Source organism: Mediterraneibacter glycyrrhizinilyticus (assembly GCF_015560805.1).
Lineage (GTDB): Bacteria > Bacillota > Clostridia > Lachnospirales > Lachnospiraceae > Schaedlerella > Schaedlerella glycyrrhizinilytica_A.
Genome location: NZ_JADMSO010000003.1, coordinates 232,062 through 258,699, shown reverse-complemented (window position 1 = coordinate 258,699; position 26,638 = coordinate 232,062). Strand labels below are relative to the sequence as shown.

The 26,638-nt window shown below is 37.9% G+C and carries 30 protein-coding genes; 4 read left to right on the top strand and 26 right to left on the bottom strand.

The genetic code is table 11. From position 1 onward, the window contains the following. Window positions 1–129: 129 nt before the first annotated feature. Window positions 130–726: a cytidylate kinase-like family protein gene (locus I2H87_RS04855; protein WP_195609445.1), complete on the top strand. Its 597-nt coding sequence runs from the start codon at window positions 130–132 to the stop codon at window positions 724–726. A gap of 98 nt (window positions 727–824) precedes the next feature. Here I2H87_RS04855 and I2H87_RS04850 read toward each other — a convergent pair whose 3' ends face one another. The 13 genes from I2H87_RS04850 to I2H87_RS04790 are packed head-to-tail and all read right to left on the bottom strand — an operon-like array spanning window position 825 to window position 12,991. After that, window positions 825–1,505 carry a D-lyxose/D-mannose family sugar isomerase gene (locus tag I2H87_RS04850; RefSeq protein WP_009268223.1) on the bottom strand — a complete coding sequence of 227 codons (681 nt, stop codon included), beginning with the start codon at window positions 1,503–1,505 and terminating at the stop codon, window positions 825–827. 33 nt (window positions 1,506–1,538) lie between these two features. Beyond that, the gene (locus I2H87_RS04845) at window positions 1,539–2,447 is read right to left on the bottom strand and encodes an RraA family protein (RefSeq protein ID WP_195609444.1); all 909 of its coding nucleotides are present in this window, start codon (window positions 2,445–2,447) and stop codon (window positions 1,539–1,541) included. Between the two features lie 34 nt (window positions 2,448–2,481). Continuing rightward, a complete protein-coding gene (locus I2H87_RS04840; protein ID WP_195609443.1) occupies window positions 2,482–3,699 on the bottom strand; it encodes an amidohydrolase family protein in 1,218 nt (405 codons plus the stop codon). Then, window positions 3,696–4,700 carry a lactonase family protein gene (locus tag I2H87_RS04835; protein WP_022151919.1) on the bottom strand — a complete coding sequence of 335 codons (1,005 nt, stop codon included), beginning with the start codon at window positions 4,698–4,700 and terminating at the stop codon, window positions 3,696–3,698. The genes I2H87_RS04840 and I2H87_RS04835 overlap by 4 nt, the downstream gene beginning before the upstream one ends. Window positions 4,701–4,706: 6 nt before the next feature. Then, complete coding sequence (locus I2H87_RS04830) at window positions 4,707–5,177, bottom strand: RidA family protein (RefSeq protein ID WP_022151920.1); 471 nt, start codon at window positions 5,175–5,177, stop codon at window positions 4,707–4,709. A gap of 15 nt (window positions 5,178–5,192) precedes the next feature. Continuing rightward, window positions 5,193–5,660, bottom strand: a complete 468-nt coding sequence (locus I2H87_RS04825) for a RidA family protein (RefSeq protein WP_009268229.1) — start codon at window positions 5,658–5,660, stop codon at window positions 5,193–5,195. A 35-nt stretch (window positions 5,661–5,695) separates the two neighbouring features. Then, entirely contained in the window at window positions 5,696–6,547 is an 852-nt protein-coding gene (locus I2H87_RS04820; protein ID WP_022151921.1) for a carbohydrate ABC transporter permease, read from the bottom strand. Next, the gene (locus I2H87_RS04815; protein ID WP_022151922.1) at window positions 6,547–7,419 is read right to left on the bottom strand and encodes a carbohydrate ABC transporter permease; all 873 of its coding nucleotides are present in this window, start codon (window positions 7,417–7,419) and stop codon (window positions 6,547–6,549) included. Before I2H87_RS04815 ends, I2H87_RS04820 begins: the two co-directional genes overlap by 1 nt. A 43-nt stretch (window positions 7,420–7,462) precedes the next feature. Further along, on the bottom strand, window positions 7,463–8,719 hold the full coding sequence (locus I2H87_RS04810; protein ID WP_022151923.1) for an ABC transporter substrate-binding protein: 1,257 nt from the start codon (window positions 8,717–8,719) through the stop codon (window positions 7,463–7,465). Beyond that, entirely contained in the window at window positions 8,716–9,978 is a 1,263-nt protein-coding gene (locus I2H87_RS04805) for an AGE family epimerase/isomerase (RefSeq protein WP_195609442.1), read from the bottom strand. Before I2H87_RS04805 ends, I2H87_RS04810 begins: the two co-directional genes overlap by 4 nt. 46 nt (window positions 9,979–10,024) lie before the next feature. Continuing rightward, on the bottom strand, window positions 10,025–11,131 hold the full coding sequence (locus I2H87_RS04800; RefSeq protein ID WP_195609441.1) for an aminotransferase class V-fold PLP-dependent enzyme: 1,107 nt from the start codon (window positions 11,129–11,131) through the stop codon (window positions 10,025–10,027). Between the two features lie 17 nt (window positions 11,132–11,148). Continuing rightward, the gene (locus tag I2H87_RS04795) at window positions 11,149–11,937 is read right to left on the bottom strand and encodes an SDR family NAD(P)-dependent oxidoreductase (protein WP_022151926.1); all 789 of its coding nucleotides are present in this window, start codon (window positions 11,935–11,937) and stop codon (window positions 11,149–11,151) included. Between the two features lie 19 nt (window positions 11,938–11,956). Next, entirely contained in the window at window positions 11,957–12,991 is a 1,035-nt protein-coding gene (locus I2H87_RS04790) for a LacI family DNA-binding transcriptional regulator (protein WP_195609440.1), read from the bottom strand. Between the two features lie 397 nt (window positions 12,992–13,388). Here I2H87_RS04790 and alsK point away from each other — a divergent pair, with 397 nt between their 5' ends. Further along, window positions 13,389–14,312, top strand: a complete 924-nt coding sequence (gene alsK, locus I2H87_RS04785) for an allose kinase (RefSeq protein WP_022151928.1) — start codon at window positions 13,389–13,391, stop codon at window positions 14,310–14,312. Between the two features lie 60 nt (window positions 14,313–14,372). Here alsK and I2H87_RS04780 read toward each other — a convergent pair whose 3' ends face one another. The 13 genes from I2H87_RS04780 to I2H87_RS04720 all read right to left on the bottom strand — a co-directional run bounded on the left by I2H87_RS04780 (window position 14,373) and on the right by I2H87_RS04720 (window position 24,457). Continuing rightward, complete coding sequence (locus I2H87_RS04780; RefSeq protein WP_054703065.1) at window positions 14,373–14,603, bottom strand: hypothetical protein; 231 nt, start codon at window positions 14,601–14,603, stop codon at window positions 14,373–14,375. A gap of 19 nt (window positions 14,604–14,622) precedes the next feature. Continuing rightward, on the bottom strand, window positions 14,623–16,125 hold the full coding sequence (locus tag I2H87_RS04775) for a DUF5060 domain-containing protein (RefSeq protein ID WP_195609439.1): 1,503 nt from the start codon (window positions 16,123–16,125) through the stop codon (window positions 14,623–14,625). A gap of 179 nt (window positions 16,126–16,304) precedes the next feature. Then, window positions 16,305–17,009, bottom strand: a complete 705-nt coding sequence (locus I2H87_RS04770; RefSeq protein ID WP_195609438.1) for an HNH endonuclease — start codon at window positions 17,007–17,009, stop codon at window positions 16,305–16,307. A gap of 221 nt (window positions 17,010–17,230) precedes the next feature. Beyond that, complete coding sequence (locus I2H87_RS04765; protein WP_195609437.1) at window positions 17,231–18,154, bottom strand: sigma-70 family RNA polymerase sigma factor; 924 nt, start codon at window positions 18,152–18,154, stop codon at window positions 17,231–17,233. 262 nt (window positions 18,155–18,416) lie between these two features. After that, window positions 18,417–19,103 carry a recombinase family protein gene (locus tag I2H87_RS04760; RefSeq protein WP_195609436.1) on the bottom strand — a complete coding sequence of 229 codons (687 nt, stop codon included), beginning with the start codon at window positions 19,101–19,103 and terminating at the stop codon, window positions 18,417–18,419. A 165-nt stretch (window positions 19,104–19,268) separates the two neighbouring features. Beyond that, complete coding sequence (locus I2H87_RS04755; RefSeq protein WP_195609435.1) at window positions 19,269–20,186, bottom strand: hypothetical protein; 918 nt, start codon at window positions 20,184–20,186, stop codon at window positions 19,269–19,271. Window positions 20,187–20,231: 45 nt separating this feature from the next. Beyond that, window positions 20,232–20,717: a hypothetical protein gene (locus tag I2H87_RS04750; RefSeq protein ID WP_195609434.1), complete on the bottom strand. Its 486-nt coding sequence runs from the start codon at window positions 20,715–20,717 to the stop codon at window positions 20,232–20,234. Between the two features lie 70 nt (window positions 20,718–20,787). Next, window positions 20,788–20,943 (bottom strand): HNH endonuclease, encoded by a 156-nt coding sequence (locus tag I2H87_RS14160; RefSeq protein ID WP_408631511.1) that lies wholly within the window; start codon window positions 20,941–20,943, stop codon window positions 20,788–20,790. Window positions 20,944–21,016: 73 nt separating this feature from the next. Continuing rightward, the gene (locus tag I2H87_RS04740; protein ID WP_195609432.1) at window positions 21,017–21,238 is read right to left on the bottom strand and encodes a hypothetical protein; all 222 of its coding nucleotides are present in this window, start codon (window positions 21,236–21,238) and stop codon (window positions 21,017–21,019) included. A gap of 223 nt (window positions 21,239–21,461) precedes the next feature. Continuing rightward, on the bottom strand, window positions 21,462–23,624 hold the full coding sequence (locus I2H87_RS04735; RefSeq protein ID WP_195609431.1) for a VapE domain-containing protein: 2,163 nt from the start codon (window positions 23,622–23,624) through the stop codon (window positions 21,462–21,464). Then, the gene (locus I2H87_RS04730; RefSeq protein WP_195609430.1) at window positions 23,614–24,054 is read right to left on the bottom strand and encodes a hypothetical protein; all 441 of its coding nucleotides are present in this window, start codon (window positions 24,052–24,054) and stop codon (window positions 23,614–23,616) included. Before I2H87_RS04730 ends, I2H87_RS04735 begins: the two co-directional genes overlap by 11 nt. Beyond that, window positions 24,047–24,271, bottom strand: coding sequence for a hypothetical protein (locus tag I2H87_RS04725; RefSeq protein WP_195609429.1), 225 nt, complete (start codon window positions 24,269–24,271; stop codon window positions 24,047–24,049). The genes I2H87_RS04730 and I2H87_RS04725 overlap by 8 nt, the downstream gene beginning before the upstream one ends. 12 nt (window positions 24,272–24,283) lie before the next feature. Further along, complete coding sequence (locus tag I2H87_RS04720) at window positions 24,284–24,457, bottom strand: hypothetical protein (RefSeq protein WP_195609428.1); 174 nt, start codon at window positions 24,455–24,457, stop codon at window positions 24,284–24,286. A gap of 131 nt (window positions 24,458–24,588) precedes the next feature. Here I2H87_RS04720 and I2H87_RS04715 point away from each other — a divergent pair, with 131 nt between their 5' ends. Continuing rightward, window positions 24,589–25,284, top strand: a complete 696-nt coding sequence (locus tag I2H87_RS04715) for a helix-turn-helix domain-containing protein (RefSeq protein WP_195609427.1) — start codon at window positions 24,589–24,591, stop codon at window positions 25,282–25,284. Window positions 25,285–25,288: 4 nt separating this feature from the next. Further along, window positions 25,289–26,491 carry a tyrosine-type recombinase/integrase gene (locus tag I2H87_RS04710; RefSeq protein WP_243273876.1) on the top strand — a complete coding sequence of 401 codons (1,203 nt, stop codon included), beginning with the start codon at window positions 25,289–25,291 and terminating at the stop codon, window positions 26,489–26,491. Window positions 26,492–26,638: the final 147 nt, after the last annotated feature.

Below are 26,638 nucleotides of genomic sequence, written 5' to 3'. Positions count from 1 at the left end.
CTTTAATACAAAAAAGAGCTATATCTCACACATTCTTTTTGTATTATTTTTTCTGGTACAGATAGAAATTTTCAGATTATTTTGTTATAATAGAACTAAATCAATACACCAATGGAAGGAGCGATCATTATGGCAAATCGAATTATCACAATCAACCGGATGTATGGAAGCAACGGACGAAAACTCGGAAAAGCGCTCGCGAAAGAACTGGGAATCCACTATTATGACAGGGAACTGATCCAGATTGCAAGTGAAAAAGAGGGAATTCCATACGAAGAACTTCTCAAAGTCGATGAAAAACGCGCAAGTCAGTGGCGTTACCCATTAGAAGACCCGATCCAAATGGCTCCTCAGTACCGCTTCTATCCAATGAACGATGTGCTCTTCCAATCTGAATGCGAGATCATCCGTTCCATTGCGGAAAAGGAAGACTGTATCATCATCGGACGATGCGCTAATACGATCCTGAAAGAAAACTGCAGCAGTATTTTTATCCATGCACCTTTCGAATCCCGTGTCCAAACCGTTGCCGGACGCTTGGATATTTCTGAAAAAGATGCCGCCGGACTTGTTAAGAAATTGGATAAAGAACGCCGTAGCTACTATGAATATTTTACCGACCGGAAATGGCTGGATATGCAGGGGTATGACCTTTGCATCGACAGCAGCCGTTTTTCAGAGCAGCAGATTCTTTCGATGTTGAAAGAGGTTTATAAAAATATGTAGATCCATTCAGTCTCTTCCTTAATTTTCTTTTCTTTGACAAAAATCAAAGCATCAGACCGTAACTGAATCCGTTACGGTCTGATGCTCCGAAATAGTTTTTATCCCGCCGTAGGATACTCATTGCACAGCAAACGATATGGCGCTTCATCTTCTTCAATCTTCGGAAAACGTCCTACCGGAGGCTGAAAACAATTATCCGTATTATCATCATTGCACATAGATACTTCTCCGATCAAAACATCTCCTGTCCCGGGTTTCACATCAAAATCATGAAACTGATGCGGCCACAGTGTAATACTTTCTCCCGGTTTCAGTTCCACACCGGTTCCTGCAGGTACCAAATAGCTTCTTCCATCTGCATTTACTAAAACATCCGTATCTGCCAACTGTTCTTTTCCGTCATCATTATATACATGGATGATCAATGTGCCTCCGCCTCGATTAATTATATCTTCTGACTTTTTCCAATGAAAATGCATCGGCGAATGCTGTCCTTCTTTTAACATTAATAATTTTTCTGCATACACTTTAGAATATTTGGGATTATTCTGGTTTCCATTACGCAATGTGATCAATGCAAAACCTACCTTTTCCCAATTACCCAAGCCATAGTCCGTAATATCCCACCCCAGCATATTATCTCTTATTTCGTCATACTCATGACCTTTGGTCTTCCATTCCTCCGGAGTAAAATTGCAAAACGGAGGAAGCCAAAATCCATTTTTTCTGACCAGCTCTTCCATTTCCTTAATGCATCGATTAATTTCTGATCTTTTCATTTCCATCCCCATTTCTTTTTAATTAAAACAGACTCATACGAGACATGTTTTTAGCACTTCTTCCAAACATTTCGGATCGCCTTTTGCAGCCCCCAGTTCCAAACTCCAATCCAATCCTCTATATTTCTTACAGCGATCGTCTTTTTCTACAAAATCAATCAGACGCTCCATCATTTCCAGATTCCATACTGAATTGTCAATCGCCGCCGTTGTATAGATCCCTTTCTCTAACATTTCAAAACCAAAAATGTCCTTTGCATGTGTCTTTTCTGCACTATTAATTACATCTTCTACTAAATGACTTGGAATGAAAAGCAATCCGCTCTCCGTTCCCATTACAATATCTCCCGGAAGACATACTGCGCTGCCGATCCGACAAGCGCCATTCAGATCTGTCAACACACATTCACGAATCGGCGTCGGATCGATCCCACGATAAAAAACTTGTGTATCAATCTTTTTCATCTGCTCAATATCTCGAATACCGCCCCAGATTACTGCACCGCCATTCCCTGTTTTTACACGAATCGCAGTTGTAAGATTTCCTCCTACAAAAGTACCATTATAGACTTTATCAAACATGTCCGCAACCACAACATCTCCGTTTCCAAGATTATCTACGACCCATTGATTGAAAAAGCCTTCCCAGCCTTTTTCTTCTCCTTGATTTCGTACAACATTTGCCAAATCCGGGCGAATCGGCATAAAAGTACAAGTCACTGCTCTTCCCACTAATTTTTTCTCATTATGTAAATGCTTCATTCCACCTTCATATTGAAAATGGTATCCTTTTACATAAAGTGGAAGCCAGATTTCTTCCAATGTCATTGTTCTTAATTTATCTAAATATACATCGGGAACTTTCGGTCGTCCGTCTTCTAATCGTTCTCCCTTCCATTCCTGTGTCAGTTCTATAATTTCTTCCCTTGTATTGATAATCACATTCCGTTCCTCCTTGCCAATCTGACAATCTCTTTTATAATTCAATCACTCCCGGAGCAATCCGGTAAGATTCCGGAGCATTCTTCCAATCCGGCATTCCATAAGCCATTGGATTATATACAAATTCACCTGCGCGTATCGTAAGCATACATTCTAACATCTGTTTTCCCTGCATTCGTGCATTTCCGCTATCTGCAAATCCAAAATTACCCTCTTTTACTCTCAGAACAGATATATCTGCATCCATTCCCACTTCTAATTTTCCGAGCTCCGAATGTCCGATAATCTCTGCCGGACGTGCTGTCGTTCTGTACAGTACTTCTTCTAACGGCATTCCGATATTCAAATATTTTGACATAACATTCAACAAACCATATGCCGGACCATTTACATTGTGCAGATATAAATCTGTGGAAAGTGTATCCGGATAAAACCCTTGCTCATATGCCGGTATTGCATTCCTAAACCAAAAGCTTCCCGCACCATGTCCCAAATCAAAAAGAGTTCCTCTTTTTCTTGCTTCCAACATAAACTCTTGAATTTCATTCTTTTCATTCAAAATATGAAATTGCTGCGCATATACATGCGTATGAATATCCCCCGGTCTGAGTCGTTGAAGGATCAGTTCCTCATAGGAACGTCCCGGCAAATACGGTTGAACATCAGCCATAACCGGTTTTCCTGCCAATTCGCCTGCCCTCACTGCCGCATCCACAGAAGCCCATGCCGGATGCTCCTCATCAAACGGTTTTCCCACATGATAATGTGCTGTTTTCACTCCTACAACTTCCTTGATTTCTCTTGCGATCGCAGCCGCTGTTTCTACATAAAAATTCCGCGGTTCCAATTCAGAAGCCAGACTGACCATTCCTCCATGGGCAATATTGATAAATGCCAAAATCCGCAATTTTGATTTGTCTATAAAGCGATCTTTAAAATCAAAAAAATCTTTACTTCCGCAACTTCCCGCATCTACTGCGGTTGTCACGCCGTTTTGAAACATGTGTGCTTCTCCGTCAATCATCGGAAGTGTATCTTCCGATGATCCACATAATGGATATATGTGCGTATGCATATCGATCAATCCCGGGGAAAGGATCATTCCTTCCAAATCGATTTCCGTAATGCCTTCTTTTTCAATCCCTGCCTCCATTGCAGTAATCTTTCCTTCTGACACTACAATATTCTTTTCTTCAAAACACCGACTTTGAGAATTATATACCTTCCCGTTTTTCAAAATATAATCTTTCATAGCCATTCCTCTTCTGCTGTTATTTCAATCACATTGGCTGCACCCGGTAGGTTAAGGGAATCACAGATATTTAGCTGCGCCTTCTCCTCATCCCATCGACAACTGACAAGTTTTCCACTCTTTTGACAGCATGTCAAAGCGACTCCTTCATCTGAAACAAAAAGTCCGCGAGGAAATTTTCCTCCGCAATCCCATTCACCGATTTTTTCCCCCAATCTTTCCAGCGAAAAAGCCGAAACTGTTTCTGCGCCTCTGTTTCCTACAAATAAAATCTTCTCGTTCCAGATGACCGCATCTCCCGGCGCGTTATTTCCTATATACTTCGTTGTATTCCGCGTACATATTCGCTGTGCCTTCTGTTCAGTTCCCTGCTGTTTTATCTGCCAAAAAGAAAGTGTACCTGAACTTTCATTAATAACAACTGCATTCTTTTCCAAATTCCACAGTAATATCTGCCGTGGTCCTTCTCCTACGTGAATCGGAAAATTTAAATCGCATTCTCCCAAAGACTTTTCCTTCTGCTGATGTCTACACACACTGGATAAACCTAAGTCCACCAGATAAATCCGGTTTTCTTTTCCCTTGTAAATACAATGTGCATGCGAATCTTTCTGTCCTTTCTTAATCCAAATACATTGTGACAACTCTGTATCCACAGCAAAATAGTCTCCACTCATATAGCAGCTTCCATAGAGCATAGTACGGTCTTCCGATAAACATAAATGACAAAGTCCTTCTCCCGGTGCCTGAAATCTCTTTTCTTCAGTCAATATACCGTTTTCCCATACAAATTTCACAATTTCATTCGTTTTCTCAAAGGCAGCATAAATGCAGCTTCTATGGTCAGATATAACTTTTTCAACCAGATAAGAAGGACCGCCGTCATAATAAAACTCTTGTTTTATCTGTATCTTTCCGTTGTCAGTGATTTTCAATACGATAAGATTGGAACTCTGCCCCGTATCTCCATATCCTGCTGCCACAAAATATTTTTCAGTCATCCTAAATCAGCTTTCTACTTCCACAATTACTTCTATTTCAACCGGAATATTATGATTTGGAAGATTCCTCGTTCCCATCACAGTTCTTGTATGATACCCTCGCTCTTCAAGTACATCTGCAATCGTATCTGAAAAACCATCAAATACTTTTTCAACATCAGTGAAACCTTCTCCACAGTTCACCAATCCGAATGCTTTCACGATCCGTTTCACTTTATCCAAACTTCCAAGAGTATCTTTCAACGCTCCCAGTATGATGATCGCACACTCTCTTGCAGCCGCATATCCTTCTTCCAGTGTTAAATCTTCACCAACTCTTCCTGAAAAAAGCGCTTTTCCGGTAATCTGGTCTTCCGGTCCATGTCCTGAAACAAAAATCAGATCATCTGTTTGTCTTAAAAGGACAATTCCTCTTTTCTTTTTATATACAGGTTCTTTTTCCTGTCCATTTTCGATGATTCTATTAATACTGTCCATTCATGATCCCTCCTGCTATTTTCGTATTTTTACAATCGCCTCAACTGTGACAGGAACATTTTCCCATAATGCATATGCTCCCATTGCAGAACGTGCATGCTGACCTCTTTTTCCAAAAACTTCTACCATAAGATCTGAAAATCCATTCATAACATACGGCTGTTCGCAAAAATCTCCCGCACTATTGATCAATCCAAGCGCTTTTACAAAATAATCTACCCGATCCAATTCACCGATATAATCTTTAATTGTTGCGATCATATTCAATCCGCAAAGTCTGGCTGCTTCATACGCGGTGTCTTTATCTATTTCCGCGCCAACCTTTCCCTGATAAACAGGTTTCCCCTCTGCATCTACCGGAAAATGTGCGGATAAAAAGAGAAGATCTCCTTTTATACATGCATCTACAACACCTTGTCCCTTTCTGTTTCTAACCGGAAGCGTAATTCCTAAATTTTCTAATCTTTTTCCTGTCTCACTCATTTGTTATTTCTCCTTTTATATTTTCATATTTTTATTTAACCTTTTACCGCACCGCTCGCCAATCCTTCTACAAACTGTTTTTGTACAAGCATAAATACAATAATGATCGGAATTGTGATCAACATTGCAGCCGCCATTGTCTGTCCCCAATCTACCCTGTAAAAAGAGGCAAATTCACTCAGCGCCAACGGAACTGTCCGGCTGGATTCACTTCTTGTAAGTACATTTGCTATTGCAAATTCATTCCATGATGAAATAAATGCATAGATTCCGGTTGCCGCCAATGCCGGCTTTAAAAGAGGGATCACGATTTTAGAAAGCATCTGCGTCGTCGAACATCCATCCATCACCGCTGCTTCTTCTACTTCTTTCGGGATTCCCTTAAAGTATCCTTTTGCCATCCATGTGACCAACGGCATACTGATTGCCAGATGCGCGATCGCAAGCCCTAATTTTGTATCTACCAGTCCCACTGCATTTTCCATATAGTACATCGGGATCATCAAAACTGTTAGCGGAAGCATCTGGCTGATCAGCATAAAAAGAGAGAGTCCTTTGCTTCCTCTGAATTTGAATCGTGCAAACGCATATCCGGCGCTGCCACCTAAAAGAAGTGCAATAACAGTAGAGATCCCACCAACAATCGTACTATTCAAAAATGCTCTTGGAATCGAACTTTCCGTAAGTACTAGCAGATAATTGCTTAATGTCGGCATCTTCGGAATCCAATACGGTGGATTTGAAAACACCTCATTTCCGGGTTTGAAAGAAGTACTTGCCACCCATGCAAGCGGAAATAATGCTGCGATCACTGCGAATCCTAAAATAATATATGTCAAAACAGTTCCCGTATGCTCCAGCCATTTTTTCTTTTTTTTCGTATCCATCAGTTCTCCTCCTTAATGACAAATTTCACATACAATGCTGCAAAAATCATTGTGATCAATAACTGCATTACAGCACTTGCTGAAGCTGAATTAATATTGAGAACCTGGAACTGATTGTATACCAAGATCGAAAGCGTTGTTGTATTCTGTCCTCCTGATGTCATAATGAATATCAGCGAAAATTCATTAATTGCCCATACCAGCAACATTAAAATACAAATAAAACTTACATCTTTTAACATCGGTAATGTAATATACCATAATTTTTTAAACCAACCGGCTCCATCCAATTCTGCACTCTCATACAGATCTCTCGGTAATTGCTGCAACCCCGCTGTCATCATAAGCATAACATATGGCGCACATGCCCATACCTGGACAATGATCACTGACAACATTGCATATTGAGGACTAGACAGCCAGGCAATCTCTTTTTCAATTACTCCGATACTCATCAATAAATGATTGATCATTCCTCCATCTGTGGTAAACAACCATTTCCATGCCGTCGCTTTTACAACTCCCGGGATGATCCATGCAACAAATATGAGACTGCGAAATACACCTTTTATCCGCATTCCTCTTCGATTGATCAAAAGTGCAAGTATAAATCCAATCAGAAATGCCGGTATCACTGTTCCCAATGTCCACACCAACGTATTCCATATCGAAGATGTAAACATTGGATTTTTAAACAGGCGGAGATAATTTGTTAAACCTGCAAAACCGCTCTGTCCAATCGCATTCTCACTAAAACTCATGGATATGATATAAAATAATGGATATATGATAAGTAATGCTGTTACAGCAATTCCCGGAAGTATAAAAGGAATCGCCTTCTTTTCATCTCTTGTCAAATAAAATTTTTTCATCTTTACCTCCGCCTCTTAAGGGAGGGAATTCCCTCCCCTTCATTTAATTTGCAAGTAATGCGTCAATATCTTTTGCCATTGCTTCACAAGCTTCATCTACTGACATTGTTCCGGCCACTGCATTTTGCATATACTGGAAAATGATCGGCTCCATCTCTGACCATCTTTCGTATGCCGGCTCTGCTTTTGAATTGTCCAACTGATCCATAAACGGCTTCAATTCTTCTGTTGCAAACTGTTCATATTCCATTGCTGTTTTGCTTGCCGGGAAAGAATCTGTCAGTCTTGCCTGATTTTCCGGTGTTGTGATATATGCCATAAATTCAGCTGCTGCTTCTTTATTTTCGCTCTTAGATGCCAATGCTACACACCAACCATTTGCTGTTGTTGTTCCCATTCCGTCAACACCCGGAATAACAGCTGTTGCAAAATTAAGTTCCGGATAATCTGTCTTCAATGTCTCTACATCAAACGGACCTGTCAGCATGAATGCAAGATTTCCCTGTCCGAAAGATTCTCTCATTGTTGTATTATCAAATTCAGAGCTTCCCGGTGAAGCATAACCTTCCTGAATTGAATCTACAATATTTTTAAGCGCAGCTTTTGCTTCTTGACTATTCAGCATACATTTTCCGTCTTCATCCAATACGTCTCCGCCGTATGTGTACATCTGCTGTACCAGACGAGTCGCCGCATTTGCCTGATTTCCTAACGGCCATGCAAAACCATATTTGCCATCCACAGAAAGTTTCTTACTCATTTCTACCATTTCATCCCATGTCTCCGGGAATGTCTCATACCCTGCTGCTTTCAGCATATCTGTATTGTAGTAAATTCCAGAACCATCATAGCGGAAAGGAACTCCATATGCTTTTCCGTCCACAGATGTAGTATCCAATGCCGGTTCTACAATATCTGCAAAATCAATTCCTGCCGTTTTTCCTAATTCGTCCATTGGTTCTAACAAACCTTTACTTGCAAACGGCGCAACGTCTGTTAAAAGCATTGTACATACTTCCGGTGCATTATCTGTACTGATCGCTGTTGTGATCTTACTTTTATAAGTATCCCAATCTGTTACTACAATATCTACTTTTATATCCGGATGTTCTTTTTCAAATTCCGCTGCCATCTCTTTACTCTCTACTTCATCCCAGTTTGGTGTCCACCATTCAATTTTTTTCACACCATCCTTCTCTTCCGTAGATGATTCGCCCTTTCCACATCCTGCTGCCATAGATACGATCATTGTTGCTCCGAGCATTACCGCCATCCATCTTTTTACGACTCTTTTTTTCATATTGATTTTTCCTCCTTTTCGTTCTCGGTTTCTTTACATTTCAAATACTTTTCTGCAAGAAGATTTATTTTCATTAAGCATCTTGTAATATGATATGGACCTTTTAATTCAAAACCTTTCCAATCGCATAAGACACCTCCATCCCGGTTTAAAATTGAATACCATTCCCCATATTTTTTATCTCTGAAATAAAGCTCCGTATATTCATACAATTTCTTAAAGTAAGCAAAATGTTTTTCATTTTCATTCAACAGTGCACTCATAAATAACGCATTCAGACCTTCTGCCTGTACCCACCAGATTTTACTATCCCATGCGGCCGGTATTCCTTCATAATCCGTTACCAGAAATTGTTCTTCCGGCGTTTTTCCATCCACATCGATATGTTGGATAAATCCGCCGTAACTTTCATCATAACAACGTTCAATCACCCAATCCAAAACCTCTTCTGCACGTTGTTTCCATGATTTCTCGTCTAACAAACTGCCGGCTTCCATTGCAAACCATAACGATTCCATCGCATGTCCCGCATCTACCAATCTTCCTTCTCCGAGTAGCTCCGGTCTTCCATCTTGCTTCACATATTCCAGCGGAGCCTGCAATTCACTATTCGCAAATTCATATAACGATTTTCTGACACATTCTCTCAATACATCTTCATATCGGTTTCCAAATAAATCAAAACTTTCCAATGCAACCAATAATGTCATAAAATTCACTGCATGCTTCTGCCATCCTGCCCGGATTCCTTCTTTTTGTAGAATCTGTTCATCTTTTACATTTTGAAATAATTGATCTGTCAACTGCCGCACCTTTGCAAGCTTTTCTTCCCCGGGCGGTACAACTTTAAAATATTCATATAAACCTTTTATCGCGAAATGATCGGTAAAAATAGAAGTCGTTCCTTCTAAAATTTTCCCCTCTCTTGTAAGCAATTTTTGAAACCGCCCATTACCTGCATAAAAACTCCCCTTTGTATAACGATAACCTTGCTCTGCAATATTAAGCCACGTCTCTTTTTTCTGGATAAATCGATACAATGATGCAAAGCTATACATATCTCGTCCAACAAACCATCCCGGTTTCACTGTTTTTATCAATTTTCCTTCTCTGTCAAAACAGTTAAAATACCCTCCATATTCCCGATCCAAAACCCTTGGTTCCCAAAAAGGAATATGGTCTTCTAATAACTGTTTCTTTGCCGATTCTCCAATTTTCTTTATTTCATTTTTATGTGTTTCATAAAAACTCTTTTCCATACCGCACCTCTTTGTAAACGTTTACTTTCCAGGGTAAAAAAATATTTCATTCTGCTTCAAGTGCTTTGCAAAGCACATCTGCTACTACATCTGCCTCTTCTTTATATAAATTTAAAGGGCTGATATACACCGCATTATTGATTCTGTCTTCTCCTATGTAAATTCTTTCTTTTCTCATAAAACTTACAATTTTTTCAGAACTGTTTTTTTCGGAAAGATAACAAAATAGTCTGGGATATTTTTGTCCTACCGGTCCTTGTTCCACAATTTTCAACACAATTTCCTGTTCTGTTTTTACTATTTTTTCAGAAATCCTGTTCAAAATCTCGCGAAGTTCACATTCTCTTTTTTCTTCATCCTGAAGTACATAGTTTTCAAGCGCTGTATACAACCCTGCCATCGCCTCTCTGGACGTTTTTGATACGCGACAGATTCCATGTTCCGGCGCGCCAAAGCGAATACATCTTTCAATCCACTGTTTCGTTCCAAAGATCACACCACTGTCCTGCGGACCGCATAAGGTTTTTCCTCCACTGAAAATCACCATATCCGCACCTGCTTCTGTAAATCTTTTCAAATTTTCTTTCGGTGGAAGCTGCGCCGCAGCATCTACGATAACCGGCACTTTGTATTTCTTTGCAATCGCAATTACATTTTCCAGTGGAAGTGAACCCCTTTGATATAATGTAGAAGCGAAATAGACCACTCCCGCTGTTTTTTCATTGATGGAACCTTCCAATTCCATCTCCAGTGTTTCGTCCGCATCACCGATTTCCACAATATCTGCACCACTGACTGCCAACGCTGCATCGTACGCATTTCTTTGTGCCCGCATAACAATAAATTCTCTTTTTGTCCCTGCGATTTCAGGTAATTTTCTATAATAATATTCACTGTCTTCCGCAATACAGATACTAGCACATAACAACAGCGCACCTTCCGCTCCATTTGTAAAATATGCCGCCTCATTTCCTGTTAATTCTGCCGCCTTCTTTCCTAATTGAATCTGCATTTGTTTGAGATCCACAAAGGAAGCTGCGGCTTCCTTCATCGCCTGTAATGTATTCTCCGCCATCCTGCTTCCGCCATATACAGTATAGGTATCATGAGCATTGATATACGGAATAATTCCGTTTTTCTCGTAGAAATCCATTCTCTCTCCTCCTTTACTCAATGTGCTTTAATACTTGCTCCTCCGTCTACCATGAGAATCTGCCCTGTCGTATACGTTGACATATCACTTGCCAGATAAAGTGCTGCATCTGCTATATTTTCCATTGTCCCCGGTTCTAATGGCTGCATCCGATATAAAAGCTCCATGAATTGATCTCTTTCCTCTCCCTCCGGATATGTTTGAATTTCATCTAACATATTGTCACTCATGATCAACCCCGGACAGATACAGTTTACACGGATTCCTTCTGACGCATAGTCTAATGCCATTGCACGAGACGTCGCATTCATCGCTCCCTTTGTTCCGGCATAGATTCCAAATCCCGGCATCGTTTCTACGCTATGTATGGAAGAAATATTTATGATATTTCCGCTCTTCCGTTCCCGCATTCCAGGTATGAAAATTTTAGAAAAACGGAGAAAACTTTTATAATTAACAGAAATCATTTTTTCTACCTGTTCTTCCGTACATTCATCAACTCTGCCATGATCATTGATCCCCACTGTATTCACCAATATATCGATACCGCCAAAATCTTCTAAAATCTGTCTTCCTACCTGTTCAACATTCTCTTTATTCCCAAGTTCCACTTCATATCCGCGGCTTTCAGGAGATACTTCTTGTATTTCTTTGACCGTCTGAGAAAGGCATGGCACATTCTTTCCACCTACTGCCACAACCGCCTCCTGTGAAGCAAATAATAGCGCAATTTCTTTCCCGATTCCTCGAGCTCCTGTCGTAACAAATACCCGTTTTCCCTCTAGTAATCGATTATAATTCTTCATACAAATTCTCCCTTTTGATTTATCCTTGATACTCACAAACTGTTTCGCGTTCTATAATTTTGGTTTCATACGTCTTTCTTACAGGCATTTTCGCATCGTTATTACTCAACCGTTCGCTCACCAATCGGATACTGTCCATTCCGATCGTGTACAGCGGCTGTTCTACTGTTGTAATCTCCGGTCCTCTGTACCGATCCGGTAAAATACTTTGATTATCAAATCCCATAATCGAAATATCTTCCGGAACTCTCAGTCCTCTATCAAGTGCAGCCCGTACCGCATAACTGGCGATCGCATCATCGGAACAAAACACTGCCGTTGGTCTTTCTTCCAGATCTAAGAGTGCATTCATCCTCTCATAACCACTTCTGTAATCTGCTGACGAATACTGAATGTATCCTTCTTTTACTTCAAGATCCGATTCCTGCATCGCCTGTATATAACCGTTAAATCGCTCAATTGTAACTTTCTTATTCGGATTTCCACAAATATGTGCAATCTTACGATGTTTCTTCTCTTTCAAATAATTTACCGCATTTTTTGCACCGCCAAAATTATCGATCAATAATTTATTGCACTGCAAGGATGACACGTCGTTTTCAATCATCACAAATTCTATCTGCTCATTATCTTGTATATACTTGATCATACTTTCATCGCTTCGATAAGAACCATATAAGATAACCGCATCTACCACACCATTCGAAAGATATTTTACATAATTCTCTTTACTCTTTACATCTCCTCCCAGTGCACTGCAGAATACAACCGAATAACTGGTCTGCTGTGCCGCTGTTTCAAATCCTTTGATCAGATCATAGAAAAATGGATCATGCAGATTATTTACCACGATTCCAATAGCATTGGTTCTTCGCCTTACGAGAGATCTTGCGGCCGTATTCGGACTATACCCTAATTCTTTGATAGCCTCCTGTACTTTTTCTAAAACCGGCTGTGTCACACCCTCTTTTTTGTTCACAACTCTGGAAACCGTAGCGATAGACACATTCGCTCTCTTTGCTACATCTTTAATACTGACTCTCTTACTTTCCATCGTATTTCCTCCCGCTTCACGCCCCGTGCGTAAACGTTTAACTTTGAAATTCTTTCATTATCCAATAAGAATCTATATAAATCTCATATTTTAGCCAAAGTCCGCTTTCGATTTCTTTTGTAAACGTTTACTCGATTATATATCTCTACCACAAGTTTTGTCAATATGTATATATAAACTAATCTTTTTTTATTCATTTTGTTTAATTTATCCATACTTTTTTTATGACTATTTACTAAAACTATTGTATTGACATCTTCATTTGCTTTTCTTAATATAAAATTAACTGCTTACTCCTTGCATAATTACACATAGCCTTAGCCCCCAAAATACTATTTTCTCTTGTATATTGACGCTATATTTCAAAAAATAAAAAGGACGGAGAAAAATAAAAACTATGGAAAATATAATTATCGGAATTGATCTGGGTGGTACGAACTTGAGAATTGGCGCTGTAAACACTAAAAACATATTAGTACAACCACTTATACTGAAAAGTGAGTGCATTGCAAACTCTTCCTCTCCTATTTATACACTCTGTAAAATAATTGATGAATATCTGCACAATACAAACACCACTCATATTGATGCGATTTCTATTGGTGTTCCATCTTCCGTAGAGAATGACAATGCCACTGTAATATGTACAACAAATATCAGGAATCAATCTGGAGAAGCGATTTTTTCACATGTAAATATTGCAAAAAATATAAAAAATTACTTTCACGTTCCTGTTTTTATAAATAATGATGTTAACAACCTAATGCTATATGACACAATCGCCCATCATCTTGAAGCCAAAAAGGTTCTGGTTGGAATTTATATCGGTACAGGTGTCGGTGCTTCTGTGATCATTAACGGAGAATTTTTAAAAGGGAAAAATGGGGCTGCACTTGATCTTGGACATATTCCCTATTATGGCAAAAAAGATCCCTGTAACTGTGGGAAAAAAGGATGCTGTGAATGTTATGCTTCCGGTTGGCGCTTGCAGCAAATCCGAAAAGAATATTACCCTGACTCCCCGATCAGCGAGTTATTTACATTACACAAAACAGAAGAACCTCTACGGGATTTTGTATCAGCCTGTGCTAATATATATGCAATTATGGCAACCATATTTAATCCGGATGCCTTGATCATCGGCGGCGGCATTCCAGAAATGAAAGATTTTCCAAAAGAACAGTTCGAAAGAGAAATTACCGCCTCTGTTGGAAAAGATGTACTGTCTTATGGATTTGACATGATTTATTCCACGCCATTTGTAGGAAAAGGAATCATCGGAGCCGCAGAATTCGCAAGAAAAATGTTGTATAAATCTTAAAATAAAAGGAAGTGCAAGAGAAATATTACCATAAGGTAACATTCTTTTGCACTTCCCTTACTATTCATCAAATTCCAATACCGCAACATGAAACTTCGGCGTCTCTTTGATCTCCACAACTTTCCCTTTTGTTGTCTTCAGCCGTTCCGTACTCTTATAATTCCGGCTCATTCCAAGCGCATGTTCCATCGTGTAATAATACGAAGACGGCAGTTTTCCCTCTGTCACTTCAATCTCCTGCCCAATCTCAAATGCCTTGATATTTTCAATCGTAAATTCCATTGTCCTCATATAATTCTGACAGCCTCCTTCAGGCAATCTTTGTTGCCACTACCGCAATTCCCTCTTTTCCCGGAAGTTTCAATGCTGTAGAGCCGCTTGTTTCCTCGATCAATGTCTCCCTGGTCATCTCCCATACATCGATGATCTCAACTTTATATTTATGGTCTTTCGGAAGTTTGATCGAAGCTACCGCCGCACACTGGATCCCGAAATATTTCAAGAATACTTCATCCCCACAGTGTCCGGCACAATCTCCGCTCTTAAACGCCAACGTCTCTTTTTCTTCCGGAGTTAAACTTTTTATCAATGTCACAAACGGATTTTCTCCGTTCTTTTCAAATTCCTGATCAATCTCTTCCCATTTCGGTTCATTCCACGGTTCCAGACAAGACGGCAGACTGTATAAAAAATCTTTCAAATAAGCGATCCGTTTCGGGCTTTTTCCCTTTAACACGCCGCCTTTTGCCCACCAGAGTACTTCATCTTCCGAATAAAATGTCTCTCCGTGTGTACCGTAAGCTCCTTTTGTACAAATTTTCCAGAAGCGGTTCGTCATCTCAAACCCGGAAATATTCCCCCACTCATGCTGAATATCACCCTCATAGCAGAATTCATCGAAAATAACCGGTTTCTTATAACGCTCCTGCCATTCGTCGCCCTTATGTACCGCGATCGTCTGCATACTACAGTGTGTGATCGCCGGTCTGGAATGATCATAATAATGCATACAGTTATGATTGCTCAGCAGATGGTGATATGGATCATTTTCGCAGATCGTCTTCTCAATCTCATACCAGTCTTCCATCTTATAATTGGTCATAATATCGTATTCATTTGCCATACTCCACCAGATACACGAGATCGCAGAGAGACGGCGCATCAGATAATCCAGATAAACTTTTGTTTCTTCCATCGTCAAAAATGCAAATCCCCAGCGGTCATACCCATGGAATAAGATCAGATCACTTTCGATCCCCATCGATTCGAGACGCCGGATGATCCCCTCCAGATGATCCCAATAGGCGAAACACGGATGGTGTACGTCCCAGCTTCCGTCCTCCTTTTTCTCAAACGGATAAAACTGCGGCTCATTGTGATTATAATCATAATGTTTCGGAAATACGCAGTGGCGGACTTTATTAAACGGCGCTTCTTTTAATGTCTCAATAGTCTGATCGATCAATTCTTCCGGCTGATGCGAAAGCGCATAGATCGTTGTTCCGAACGGAAGATATTTGCTGCCATCCTGATATACAAAATGATTGCCCTCTGTCTGTACCATACCATGACTTTTTGATGCGGTACACACTTCGCTGCCCTCCGCCTCGAAAAGACCGCTTACTTTCCATGTATACTCGCCCTCCGTCTGCGGAAGAAACCGTACTTTATACATGCCTTCTCCGGCATAGAAACCTTTCACATTCCAACACTTCTCCCCGCATGTAAAAAGTGCGGATAATGCTACTTCTGCATGGGAGTTCTCCGGTTCCGCTCCTTGAAAATTCAACTCAAATGTTTCATAACATTTCATTTGTCGTTCCTCCTAGTCTTCCAAGCTCATTTTTTCATATTATATCATTTGAGGAACTTAATTTCGTTAAATAATTCAGCATATTTACCTAAATTTATAACTTAATTTTGCAAAATCCACTTATTTCTCTTCTCAACTCTTTTCAATTTTTAATTCCGAATATTCCTCATTCTATTTCCCTAAGATTTATTGGATTTATTCCCATTACATTTAGAACAAAGAACTTGAAGATTTGAAGGTATTGTTTTTCCTCCCTTTGACACCGGTATGATATGATCTATATGAAGTCCTACTTCATCTGGCATATACTTTCCACAATATTGACAAGTATATTTATCCCTAATCATAATTTTTCTCCTTATTTCCTTTGTCATAAGTTTTCTTTGATTCTTACTATGATATTCTCGAAGTGTACACTCGTAATTAATTTCTCTCAACTGATTATTACGAGTACACAAAAAATTATAATTACATGCAAATTTTCCTACTTCCTGAGTCACTTGGTATGATGTTTTTACATAATTTCTCTGTCTGTATCTTGTCTGTTGTCGCGTCATACAAAACTGATAAGCATTTTCATCATCCAAACAAGCATAAAACTGTCTCTTTCTATAATTTTTAAACCTACTGTTTTCTATTTTTTTTCTGCATTCATCTTTCCATTGCATTATATAAAGATTATGCCTTTGTATTTGAGAAAAATGATTATCAATCAGAAATTTATCAATCAAATCCATAATCTCTGGTTTTCTTTTTCTTGAAATATCAAATCTATAAACATAATAAGGATAGCAAAACGGAGATTTTAATATCAGATACAAACCACAACTTATTACCACTAACCCAATTAAAATCCAAATAATTGTATAATCTGTTAAATACATTACCTTCCTCTAAAATAGGGATTCTCAAGCCGAATCACGACTTGAGAATCCCTTATAAAATCAAATTATTAAGCCTATTTCTTAGAATTTTCCCTCTTTAGCCGCTTCCTCGATCGAAACAGTTGCCCTTTATTTTAAAGGCTTTTAGCCTTATTTGTGTGCTACGCGTATGCTACCTTAAAAATTATAACACAACGTTAAACCTCTTTCAAGCACAATTACTATGCATTAGTTGCATTTCTGATTTTTAAGTACTCTTGCAATTTTCTTTCATATTCTTCCTGTAACTCCGCTCTACGAATCGCAATATATTCAACCTTTGAAGTATTATTATGCTGACTAAAATTGCCATAACCATTTTTATAGATTCCGCTATCTACAATATCGAATTTTTCAAGCAGTTCACGCTTTGCCTTTCCGAACTTTAATTTACGCAATCCCTTTTCTCTGATTTCTCTTATTCTTGACACAGTGACATTTTCATTTTTCGCGATCTCCGGCATTGATTTATTATGTAAAAAATATTCTCTAATTATATGATTTTCTCTTTCTGTCGTATAGCCTTCCACAATGCTCCATAATTCATTTTTCGAGTATTTATCATACATTTCATTGATTATATTATTTTCTAAATTACAGTCATCCTGTATACTATCCATTAATGTTTGATCTGAATCGTCATTTACAGTCGAATCTAAGCTTGCTATACTCTTTGAATATATTTCTAAACGCTCTATCTCTGATACATTTACCGCCATATATTCCGCAATTTCTTCTCTTGTTGGAATACATCCCAAATCTTGAGTTAATTTAATTACTGTTTTTTTGTAACGAATTATTTTCTGTTTTGTGTAACTCGGTATTCTAACAACTGCCCCACACTTATTTATATACCGTTGTACAGCCTGCCTTATCCAGAAAGCCGCATATGTCATAAATAATACATTTTCCGATGTCTCATAATGTTTTACAGCTTCATACAAACCAAAATACGCTTCCTGTAATAAATCTTCTGTTTCTTCATATTTATAATACGGTTGAATTATCTTTTTTATCAATGGGAGATTTTCTTGATATAAGAGTTGCATATTATCTGTTATAGAATAACCGTTTCGTATTTCTACAACAAGTTGTTCATTTGTCATTGAAATGCACCTACCTTTATACTATAATTTAGGTAGATATAAGATATTAAAGAGAAGTCAGAACGCCAATCAATGACTTCTCTTTTATTTTATCACAAAAATGTCTTTTTGCATATTTAGAAAATTTTTCAGACCGGCATCAGAACACCCCTTTTTTATTTTGAGGGCATGGAAACGCTACTAAGTAAGTGGGTGCGACATTTTCCATACAGACCCCCAGGTAGTATCAATATTTATAAGAAAAAAGCAGAGCACATTGTGATCAGCCCTGCAATTCTTCTTTTATTTCTCTCTTATATTTGTAATAGGTATTTCTGGCAAGTCCTGTCAATTTCATGCAATCCACATCAGACAATACACCGTCAAAGTCTTTGCTATGCTTCTGTATCAATTTCTTGGATTCTACTGATTTTTTCGTAATCAACTTCGCTCCTTGCTTCTGACCTATTTGTTTGCCATTTAAGCGTGCTGTTTCTATTCCCTCTTTGGTTCTCTGGTGCAAGTCCTTAACTTCCTTTTCTGATTGCTCAAATGCAAGCTTGATCTGCTCTTTAGCAAGTGACATAAGATACTTATTTACACCCTCAAGAATATAATCTACATTAGTGCCAGTCATTGATACATTATTCTGTAACGCTTTCTTATATGTAGATGTATTAATATGTGGCTCTTTAATATAGATAAGTTCCACACCTTTATTATATAAATCTTCATATAATGCGAACCCCTCTTCTGCATCTCTACTCATTCTTGATACACTGTCAAATACAATCCTATCTCCTGGCTTTACTTTCCTATACAATTTATTCCATTCCGGTCTATCCTGTTTCGTACCTGTATATACTTCCGTTACAATAACCGCAGCATCATATTGACCTTTGATATTTCTGATCTGTCTTTCAATGCTTTGTTGCTTTGTACTGATTCTACAATATCCATAAATACACATAATAACAACCTTCTTCCGTATCAAATTTAACGTTCGTTTGTTTTGATACTACTATTTTATATGTTATTATTGTTGTTGTCAATAAGTTTTGATACTATTTTATAATACGTTAAATTTAATACTAATCAAAAAGGGGCAGCAGTTAGCCACCCCATCAATCATATACTATTCTTCAAGATATTTATTGTAACGCTCATCAAGTAACAATAAACTCTCAATACTAGAATCAGCTTCAGCAAGGGCTTTTACTTTATCCTTTGCCAGTGACGGATATCTAGGATCTATCATTGTATCAATGAATTTTTTGTCACTCTCTGTTAATTCTCGTTTGATCTTGCTTTCTGGTAGAATCGCATTAGCATTGTCCATTACACATAAGAACTTGTCAGCAGCGTTATTTCTGATATAGCTATCCATAGCAACAGAAATATAGTCCGGCGTTTTTACATCCAGTAAGTGCGCCATTTTTCCGCTTGTTCCGGCATATTGATACAAGAGAGACTTTGCAGAAGTCATATAGCTTTTCATTGCATTGTATGTATCTTCTATATTAGGTAATTCCAGATTGATGTATGGATCCGATGCTTGTTCCGTTTTGTACTCGGCTTCACCAGATTCTTTATTGATTACTGCTTTTCTCTCTGTTTTTGTCCTACTCTCTGCTAATTGATTAAGTAGCCGGCGTTCCATGTAGCTAGTTGCATTGTCCTGTAAAATCTTAAATTCGAGATTAGTGAGTTGCAAGCCACTTAATTTAATGGTCATAATCTTATTTGCAAAATCTGGATTAATCGGTGCATTGAAATACTTATCAAGCTGTTTTTCCAACATTTCAAGATAATGTAATACAATAGGCTCAACTGCTGCCCTAGTACCTTGTAAACGAGCCTTGTAGTTTATATCTGGGTTGTTGTCCCGGCAGTACTGCTCTATATAACTATCTGTCCATTTATCTTTCATTTCGTTAGCTGTTGCTTTTAATTTTTTCTTATCTGCCAAATACATACTATCTAAAGTATCAATGTCTGTTTTGTATTTCGTCAATGTATCGTTAATTTTTTTCACATATGTTTTGTATCTCATAATTTTTTACCTCTTTCTTAATAATATTCGTTACATAAAACCGTATTAATCTAGTTTTTTCAAGTCTCCCAGTTTTGGCAACTCGGCAGCAGTTAAGGCTCGTTCGGTTGTTTGCTCTGGTATGCTTTCCTCTATGCTGATTGTATCTTTATATGATAGCCAATTCTTCATTAAAAAAATTCCAGAAGGTGGGCTTATTTTACCGCCAAGCATTGCTTGCTCAATAAATGCGCTAATAAAAGCCTTTGCAGACTGAGTCAATTCCTGTCTGTATGCACTGCAATCAATACCCCTATTCCATTTAAAAAGCGTTGTTCTGCTGATATGCAGTGATAGACATAATGATTCTATTCCAGGTCGAATACTGGAGCGTTCGCAAAATGAAAAATATTCATTAATTCGCTCCTCAACCTCTTCATCTGTTTTAGGTCTTCCTTTGTCATGTAACTCTTTCAATGATGAAACGATCTGTTGAACTGCTGCCGGTTCAATTTCATCAAGTCCGGCTTGTGGATAATTATTTTTTGCCATATTTACCTCTTTTCTGCCTATTTTAGACATTCTTTTTATGATGTTAACGTTATTCGTTGCGCTTAGTCTTTCACGCCCTCTTGCGGTTATAATAAGCGTGTATCAGAATGTGACACCTACCACAAAGACATATTAAGTCATTTGCTACATCTTCATGCCCTAAATTCCGATAACTAATATGATGTATCTGCAATCCCTTTGAATTTTTCTCAAGCCGTCCGCACATCTCACACTTATGCCCTGCTATTTCTAACCGCTGTTCGCATTTCTCTTTCCACACATCAGATTTTATATATTCCTTATACTCTTGTGTCTGCATTTGCTCTCATCTCCTTGTAACTGCGCTCAATTTCTGAAATAACCGCAATCAATAAATCATTTGCAAATTTGTGTTTATTGTACTTCTTTGAGATCTCATTGGATTCATCAATCACAGCTTGCCAGTATTCATCTGTATCTTTTACTTCTGAAAATTTCTTGTGAAAATTCCAGACATCTTTATATAAATTCCAATAATCCATATATACCTACTTTCTTAAAAACCGTTACAAAAAACGTATGAATTTAAGTTACTACATTCTACAACTACAATCCAAAAGACTTTTATATATTGTAATATCTCTTATTCTCTTATATATTTATATACTCTTTTATTTTATTGTAGAGAATGTAGTAAATGTATAAAGCCCAGTAAATACAAGGGTTTGAGCCATCTACAAAGTTACTACATTCCATAACTACAATTTAATCAAAAGGTATCTCTGATAATTCGGAATCGGTTAAATTCATAAAACCTTGACTACATTCCTGCTTTGAATCGTCTTCATTCTGTGATTGTAGACTACATTTCTGAAAACCTCGTTGACTACCATACATTCCAAACTTAGCTGGGTACTGCATACGTTTCCACTCTGGAAAGCTCAAAACAATATTATTGATCTCTGACGCCTGCCATTTTGCAGGTCTTCCTGTTTCTTGTAACGCTTCTCTCCAAATCTCAATGGCGCAAGTGCGCTGTTTGTTTGAAAGATACTCTTGTATAATTCCTACTTTTCCATCATCGGACATACTTTCGGCTTGTAATTCTTCAGCACGCTTTCTGCATGAATCTGGTAATATCAACTTTGGCTTTTCATTCTTCACGATATAAACCGCTTGCGCCCATGCAGCTTTAAAATCGTTGATTGATTCTGATTCAAAAAGATTCTTTCTAGGTTCGTTTTCTCCGGCTTCAATAATTAAAAATCTTCTATTTCCAGTCTCATCTTGTAAAAAATCTTCTTTATTTGTAGTTCCGGCAAAAACGCATTGACGTAAAAATATATCTGCCCTGCGCTCATATGGCACTCTGTACTTGTCCTGCGTTGCTGTAAGAAAGCGCTTAACACTATCCACGCCCCCAGCCGTCCGGGCAAGCGACTTTAGTTCTGCAAGTTCAATAATCCAACTTCCCATAAGGGACTGAGCCGATTTATCTGAATCTAAACTATCAAGCGAATCATTGAACCAGTTATCATTTAATGCTAATAACTGTAAAAAAGTGCTTTTTCCTAGTCCTTGTCTGCCTTTGAAAATTACAGTATAATCAAATTTGCAACCGGGCTTATAGATTCTCGATACAGCCCCCAACATCCATAATTTCATCACTTGATATTGATACTCTGTATCTTCAACGCCTAGATAATCCGGAAGTAAATCTTTAATATGATCTTGTCCATCCCATACAAGCGAATCTAAAATATCTCGCACTGGATGAAATTTGTTTTTCATAGCAACATTTTTCAGAGCATCAAAGTAATCATTTCGGCTATTCATTCCGTAATCAGATTGCAAGATTGAAAACAGCGCGCTATCATCATAAGAACCCCACGCCCGATAGTTCTTTTTTGATTCCCATGGTACGGAACCCATTAAAAAAGTTTGCTGTGAAAATTCATCAAATTTGATTTTTCCCGCAAATCTACCGTCATTTTCCATAATGATTTCAAAATTGCGTACTGTTTGGAGTATTTTTTTGCCCTTAACGTTTCCGTCTTTGTCATAATCAACTTTGTAAGATAATAAACGTTCAACCTCTACTTGCGACACTTCCGGCAGCAGGCTTTTTTCTGTAACGACATTTATCATCTGTTCAAATTCTTCTTTACTATGCCCTGCTTCAAAATAATCGGTTATATCTGCCTTTGGAATATCTGGCATAGGAACAATGATTTTTACACTCTTAGCAATCGTTTTAATATCTTTCAATATAGTATTTGCTACTGCGATACCCGGCTTATCATTATCTGCAAGAATTACCACATCTGCGTCTTTTACCAATTCCGCAAACTCTGACTGCCAATCGCTCGAACTGCCATAAGTAAAGGCTACATATCCTCTTTTCGTCAGCGTATCAACGTCTTTTTCACCCTCTGGTATAAATATCGGCTTGCCCTCGGTTATTGCCTTATTTATGGCTTGTACGCTTCCATATATGGCTTTTAGAGACTTCCTCGGTGTATTTCTTGGCAGCCCATATCTGAAACGATCATTTTCTAATATTCCATACAGTAACCGTTTTTCCTCTAGCCGAATCTTGGTAAAAGCATATCGACCGTTACAAGAAACGTAGTGATAGACAGCTTCAATTTTTCGCTTTTCTCGGCTTTCTATATACTTTTTCCAGTTCGGACTCCTAGGCTCCACATCATAAAATGTATCCTTTATATTAAGCCCTACCGCTTGCAAAATATCATCAACTTTACATCCTGCATGACAACGTAATATCGTGCATTTGTCACCTTGTGCTACTGTCAATGATGCCTGTTTATCTTCATGCGCCGGACAAATACACTGTGCTTTATTACTGTAACGCCTTTTTATTTTGAAGTGTTGCAAATTATTCTCGTATATTTCACTATTCGTCATCTACAACACCGCCTCGAACCTGTATAATCGCATTATTACGCGAATAAGGCTTTGAAATGTAAACACTTGGGGCGCTCTTCTCGAAAATAATCGTCAAATCTTGCAACCTCTTTTCTGAATCTCCATTATTGAGTTCAAACGTCATAGTAAATGAATTATTCTCGCGCCATGTCTCAATACAATTACAAGCATGAAGCTTTTTTAACTGCGATATTTTCTGTAACGGTTTTAACTCTACCCTTGTAATAGGTAACTCTTGCAATTCTTCCGCTTCTCTTCGCATCTGATCAGCTTCTTCGTCTAAGGATTGTAATTTTTTACTTATATAATGATAAAATTCTTCATCATTAGCATATTTCCCTTGTAACTCTTCCCAAATTTTATATTCCTTTTCAATTTCTAAAAGTCTGTTATTTTTTTGATTATTCACTGCCGGCACCTCCTTGATAGCAAAAGCCTGTTGCTTCATAAAATTTTTTTGGATAGATCAAATATGTAAATTGCTTACTACTTCCCCTTTTGAAGCAAATACCCCAATCAACTAAATTGTTTTGCAATAGTAACCGCACTGTCTGGCAGTCCATTTTTAAAGCCTGCGCTGCTACCGCTACCGGCACATTTGCACAATCAAAAGTAATTTCTGCCATAATTTCACCGCCTTATTCTGCTGCCAATTCGTCAATAATCTTGAAAATCTTAGCTTTCTTATCTTCCGAAATTTCGTAACGCAACATCCTTGAAAAATTACTGTCTGCAATCCCCAAACGCTCTGCGGCTCTCCACATCGGGACACCTTTAGATTTGAAATAATCTTTTATATCTTTGTTTCTCATTCTAAATACCTCCAAAAAATATAATAATATCAACAAATTTACTTGACGAACGTTCGTTGTACCTTTATAATAGCTGATAACAATAACAAACGTAAATTACCTTTATTCTACTTATTTTGGAGGTTTAAATAATGAAAAAGAGTAGCGAACTACCGATTAAGTGTAAGAGATTAAAAGAACTAAGAACTAAAAACGGATATACTCAAAGCGCTATAGCAGATAGAATAAGCGTTACAACAAAAACGTATAGGACTTGGGAAATTGGCGTTTATGACTCCCATTCAAATTCTCAATCATATCCGCCTATAGATAATGAAAAACTAGAAAAGCTATCAGATATATATAATGTATCCATTGATTATATCCTCGGAAAAAGTAACTATACTTCTGTAGACAATGCAGAAATAGGAAAAATAACTGGTCTAAATAATTTTGCTATTGCCACCCTAAAATCATTAAAAAAAGCTTATGATTATGACCATACAATGGATATCTTAAATTTTATCATGACAGATACTTATCTATTTGGATCTTTCCTTGGGTATTTGAGAGATTATATAGAACCAAATTTCACAATACCACTACACCCGGAGCGTGACGAAGATACAGGAAACATTTCTTATATAGAGAATTTAGACGTTGAATCTAATTCTATTTTAATAAATAAAGAACGTTCTATTTATCTTGGTAGAAAAAATGGTGAGTTTAATGGAAAACCGCTATACGATATTCAAGGGATTCCTATAGAGAATTTAAGCAGAATGAATCTTCTTTTAGTTGAAGAAATTTTTAAAGTATGGAAAGATCAATATAATACAAGGAAGTGATTAAATGGCTCTTTTAAAGTGTCCAGAATGTAGGCATGACGTATCAGATAAGGCTATAACCTGTCCAAATTGCGGTTATCCTATGAATATGCCTAGTAGTACAAAACCACGCATTAGAAACGGAAAACCAACAAAACTACCTAACGGATATGGAACGATCTATAAAATGTCTGGGAAACGCTCAAAGCCTTATAGAGTAATGAAAACAGACAAATGGATAATAGATCCCGTTACAAGAAAATCAAAGCAAATACGCTCTACTATCGGATATTATCAAAATAGAGAGGATGCAATGATCGCACTTGCAAATTATAACGAAAACCCTTACGACATCAAAGCAGATAGTATTACTTTTTCAGAAGTATATGAGAAATGGAGCGAAAACTACTTTCCTACTCTCTCCAATCCATCCAGTGTTAGAACAGTTACGGCAGCATACGCTTATTGTAACGGTCTTTATGATATGAGAATGAAAGATATAAGAGTCTCACATCTAGAAGGTACTATATTAAATGCTCAAGTTGGAGATAGCACGAAAAGCAGAATTAAAAGTTTATTCAATATGATGTACAAATACGCTGTTGCTCACGATATTGTCGAAAAGGACTACGCTTCTGTTATGTTTGCCAATGGTAACCCGATTAAGAGATCAAGAACAAAGGAAGTTGTGCCATTCTCACAGGAAGAAATTTTCTTGCTATGGGACAACCTAGACAATATAGCGTTTGCTGACATGATCTTAATAAGTATATACAGCGGTTGGCGACCTCAAGAATTAGCTATTTTAAAAGTCGCAGATATAAATCTTGAAGCCGGAACTATGCTAGGCGGTCTAAAAACAGATGCCGGCAAAAATAGAATTGTTCCGATTCATCCGCTAATAAAACTGTTAATAGAAAACCGTATAAAAGAAGCTACTGCTATGCAGTCAGAATTTTTATTCAATGATGCAAACGGGCAGCAGGGTACATATATGACTTATGATAAATACCGAAAACGTTTTGAAAAAGTTATGAAGTATCTGAAATTGACACACCGCCCACACGAAACCAGGCACACATTTATTACAAAAGCTAAAGCCTGCGATGTAGATGAATATATCTTGAAATTAATTGTAGGGCACGCTATTGATGATATTACAGAAAAAGTATATACCCATAGAACCATTGACCAATTAAGGGCAGAAATGGAGAAAATAACAAAGTAAAGGAGTTGATGAAAATTGATTGTAGCAATCAAAAAGGCTCTATGATACCGCAAATATCATAAAGCCCCAAACACCCAGTAACCACTAACCACAATAATTAAAGGGAGCATGTTTATTGTAACATTCTCCCGGATGAAAGAAAAGGAG

What these genes read in the sequence shown, in the direction of transcription:
- I2H87_RS04710 (WP_243273876.1), top strand. Translation starts at nt 25,289, where the DNA reads ATGGCTCTTTTAAAGTGTCCAGAATGTAGGCATGACGTATCAGATAAG.
- I2H87_RS04770 (WP_195609438.1), bottom strand. Translation starts at nt 17,009, where the DNA reads ATGTATTTAACAGATTATACAATTATTTGGATTTTAATTGGGTTAGTG.
- I2H87_RS04720 (WP_195609428.1), bottom strand. Translation starts at nt 24,457, where the DNA reads ATGAGAAACAAAGATATAAAAGATTATTTCAAATCTAAAGGTGTCCCG.
- I2H87_RS04725 (WP_195609429.1), bottom strand. Translation starts at nt 24,271, where the DNA reads ATGGCAGAAATTACTTTTGATTGTGCAAATGTGCCGGTAGCGGTAGCA.
- I2H87_RS04805 (WP_195609442.1), bottom strand. Translation starts at nt 9,978, where the DNA reads ATGGAAAAGAGTTTTTATGAAACACATAAAAATGAAATAAAGAAAATT.
- I2H87_RS14160 (WP_408631511.1), bottom strand. Translation starts at nt 20,943, where the DNA reads ATGTGCGGACGGCTTGAGAAAAATTCAAAGGGATTGCAGATACATCAT.
- I2H87_RS04835 (WP_022151919.1), bottom strand. Translation starts at nt 4,700, where the DNA reads ATGACTGAAAAATATTTTGTGGCAGCAGGATATGGAGATACGGGGCAG.
- alsK (WP_022151928.1), top strand. Translation starts at nt 13,389, where the DNA reads ATGGAAAATATAATTATCGGAATTGATCTGGGTGGTACGAACTTGAGA.
- I2H87_RS04815 (WP_022151922.1), bottom strand. Translation starts at nt 7,419, where the DNA reads ATGAAAAAATTTTATTTGACAAGAGATGAAAAGAAGGCGATTCCTTTT.
- I2H87_RS04715 (WP_195609427.1), top strand. Translation starts at nt 24,589, where the DNA reads ATGAAAAAGAGTAGCGAACTACCGATTAAGTGTAAGAGATTAAAAGAA.
- I2H87_RS04775 (WP_195609439.1), bottom strand. Translation starts at nt 16,125, where the DNA reads ATGAAATGTTATGAAACATTTGAGTTGAATTTTCAAGGAGCGGAACCG.
- I2H87_RS04755 (WP_195609435.1), bottom strand. Translation starts at nt 20,186, where the DNA reads ATGAGATACAAAACATATGTGAAAAAAATTAACGATACATTGACGAAA.
- I2H87_RS04825 (WP_009268229.1), bottom strand. Translation starts at nt 5,660, where the DNA reads ATGAGTGAGACAGGAAAAAGATTAGAAAATTTAGGAATTACGCTTCCG.
- I2H87_RS04800 (WP_195609441.1), bottom strand. Translation starts at nt 11,131, where the DNA reads ATGGATTTCTACGAGAAAAACGGAATTATTCCGTATATCAATGCTCAT.
- I2H87_RS04750 (WP_195609434.1), bottom strand. Translation starts at nt 20,717, where the DNA reads ATGGCAAAAAATAATTATCCACAAGCCGGACTTGATGAAATTGAACCG.
- I2H87_RS04790 (WP_195609440.1), bottom strand. Translation starts at nt 12,991, where the DNA reads ATGGAAAGTAAGAGAGTCAGTATTAAAGATGTAGCAAAGAGAGCGAAT.
- I2H87_RS04810 (WP_022151923.1), bottom strand. Translation starts at nt 8,719, where the DNA reads ATGAAAAAAAGAGTCGTAAAAAGATGGATGGCGGTAATGCTCGGAGCA.
- I2H87_RS04795 (WP_022151926.1), bottom strand. Translation starts at nt 11,937, where the DNA reads ATGAAGAATTATAATCGATTACTAGAGGGAAAACGGGTATTTGTTACG.
- I2H87_RS04850 (WP_009268223.1), bottom strand. Translation starts at nt 1,505, where the DNA reads ATGAAAAGATCAGAAATTAATCGATGCATTAAGGAAATGGAAGAGCTG.
- I2H87_RS04740 (WP_195609432.1), bottom strand. Translation starts at nt 21,238, where the DNA reads ATGGATTATTGGAATTTATATAAAGATGTCTGGAATTTTCACAAGAAA.
- I2H87_RS04780 (WP_054703065.1), bottom strand. Translation starts at nt 14,603, where the DNA reads ATGAGGACAATGGAATTTACGATTGAAAATATCAAGGCATTTGAGATT.
- I2H87_RS04735 (WP_195609431.1), bottom strand. Translation starts at nt 23,624, where the DNA reads ATGACGAATAGTGAAATATACGAGAATAATTTGCAACACTTCAAAATA.
- I2H87_RS04760 (WP_195609436.1), bottom strand. Translation starts at nt 19,103, where the DNA reads ATGTGTATTTATGGATATTGTAGAATCAGTACAAAGCAACAAAGCATT.
- I2H87_RS04830 (WP_022151920.1), bottom strand. Translation starts at nt 5,177, where the DNA reads ATGGACAGTATTAATAGAATCATCGAAAATGGACAGGAAAAAGAACCT.
- I2H87_RS04840 (WP_195609443.1), bottom strand. Translation starts at nt 3,699, where the DNA reads ATGAAAGATTATATTTTGAAAAACGGGAAGGTATATAATTCTCAAAGT.
- I2H87_RS04820 (WP_022151921.1), bottom strand. Translation starts at nt 6,547, where the DNA reads ATGGATACGAAAAAAAAGAAAAAATGGCTGGAGCATACGGGAACTGTT.
- I2H87_RS04855 (WP_195609445.1), top strand. Translation starts at nt 130, where the DNA reads ATGGCAAATCGAATTATCACAATCAACCGGATGTATGGAAGCAACGGA.
- I2H87_RS04765 (WP_195609437.1), bottom strand. Translation starts at nt 18,154, where the DNA reads ATGACAAATGAACAACTTGTTGTAGAAATACGAAACGGTTATTCTATA.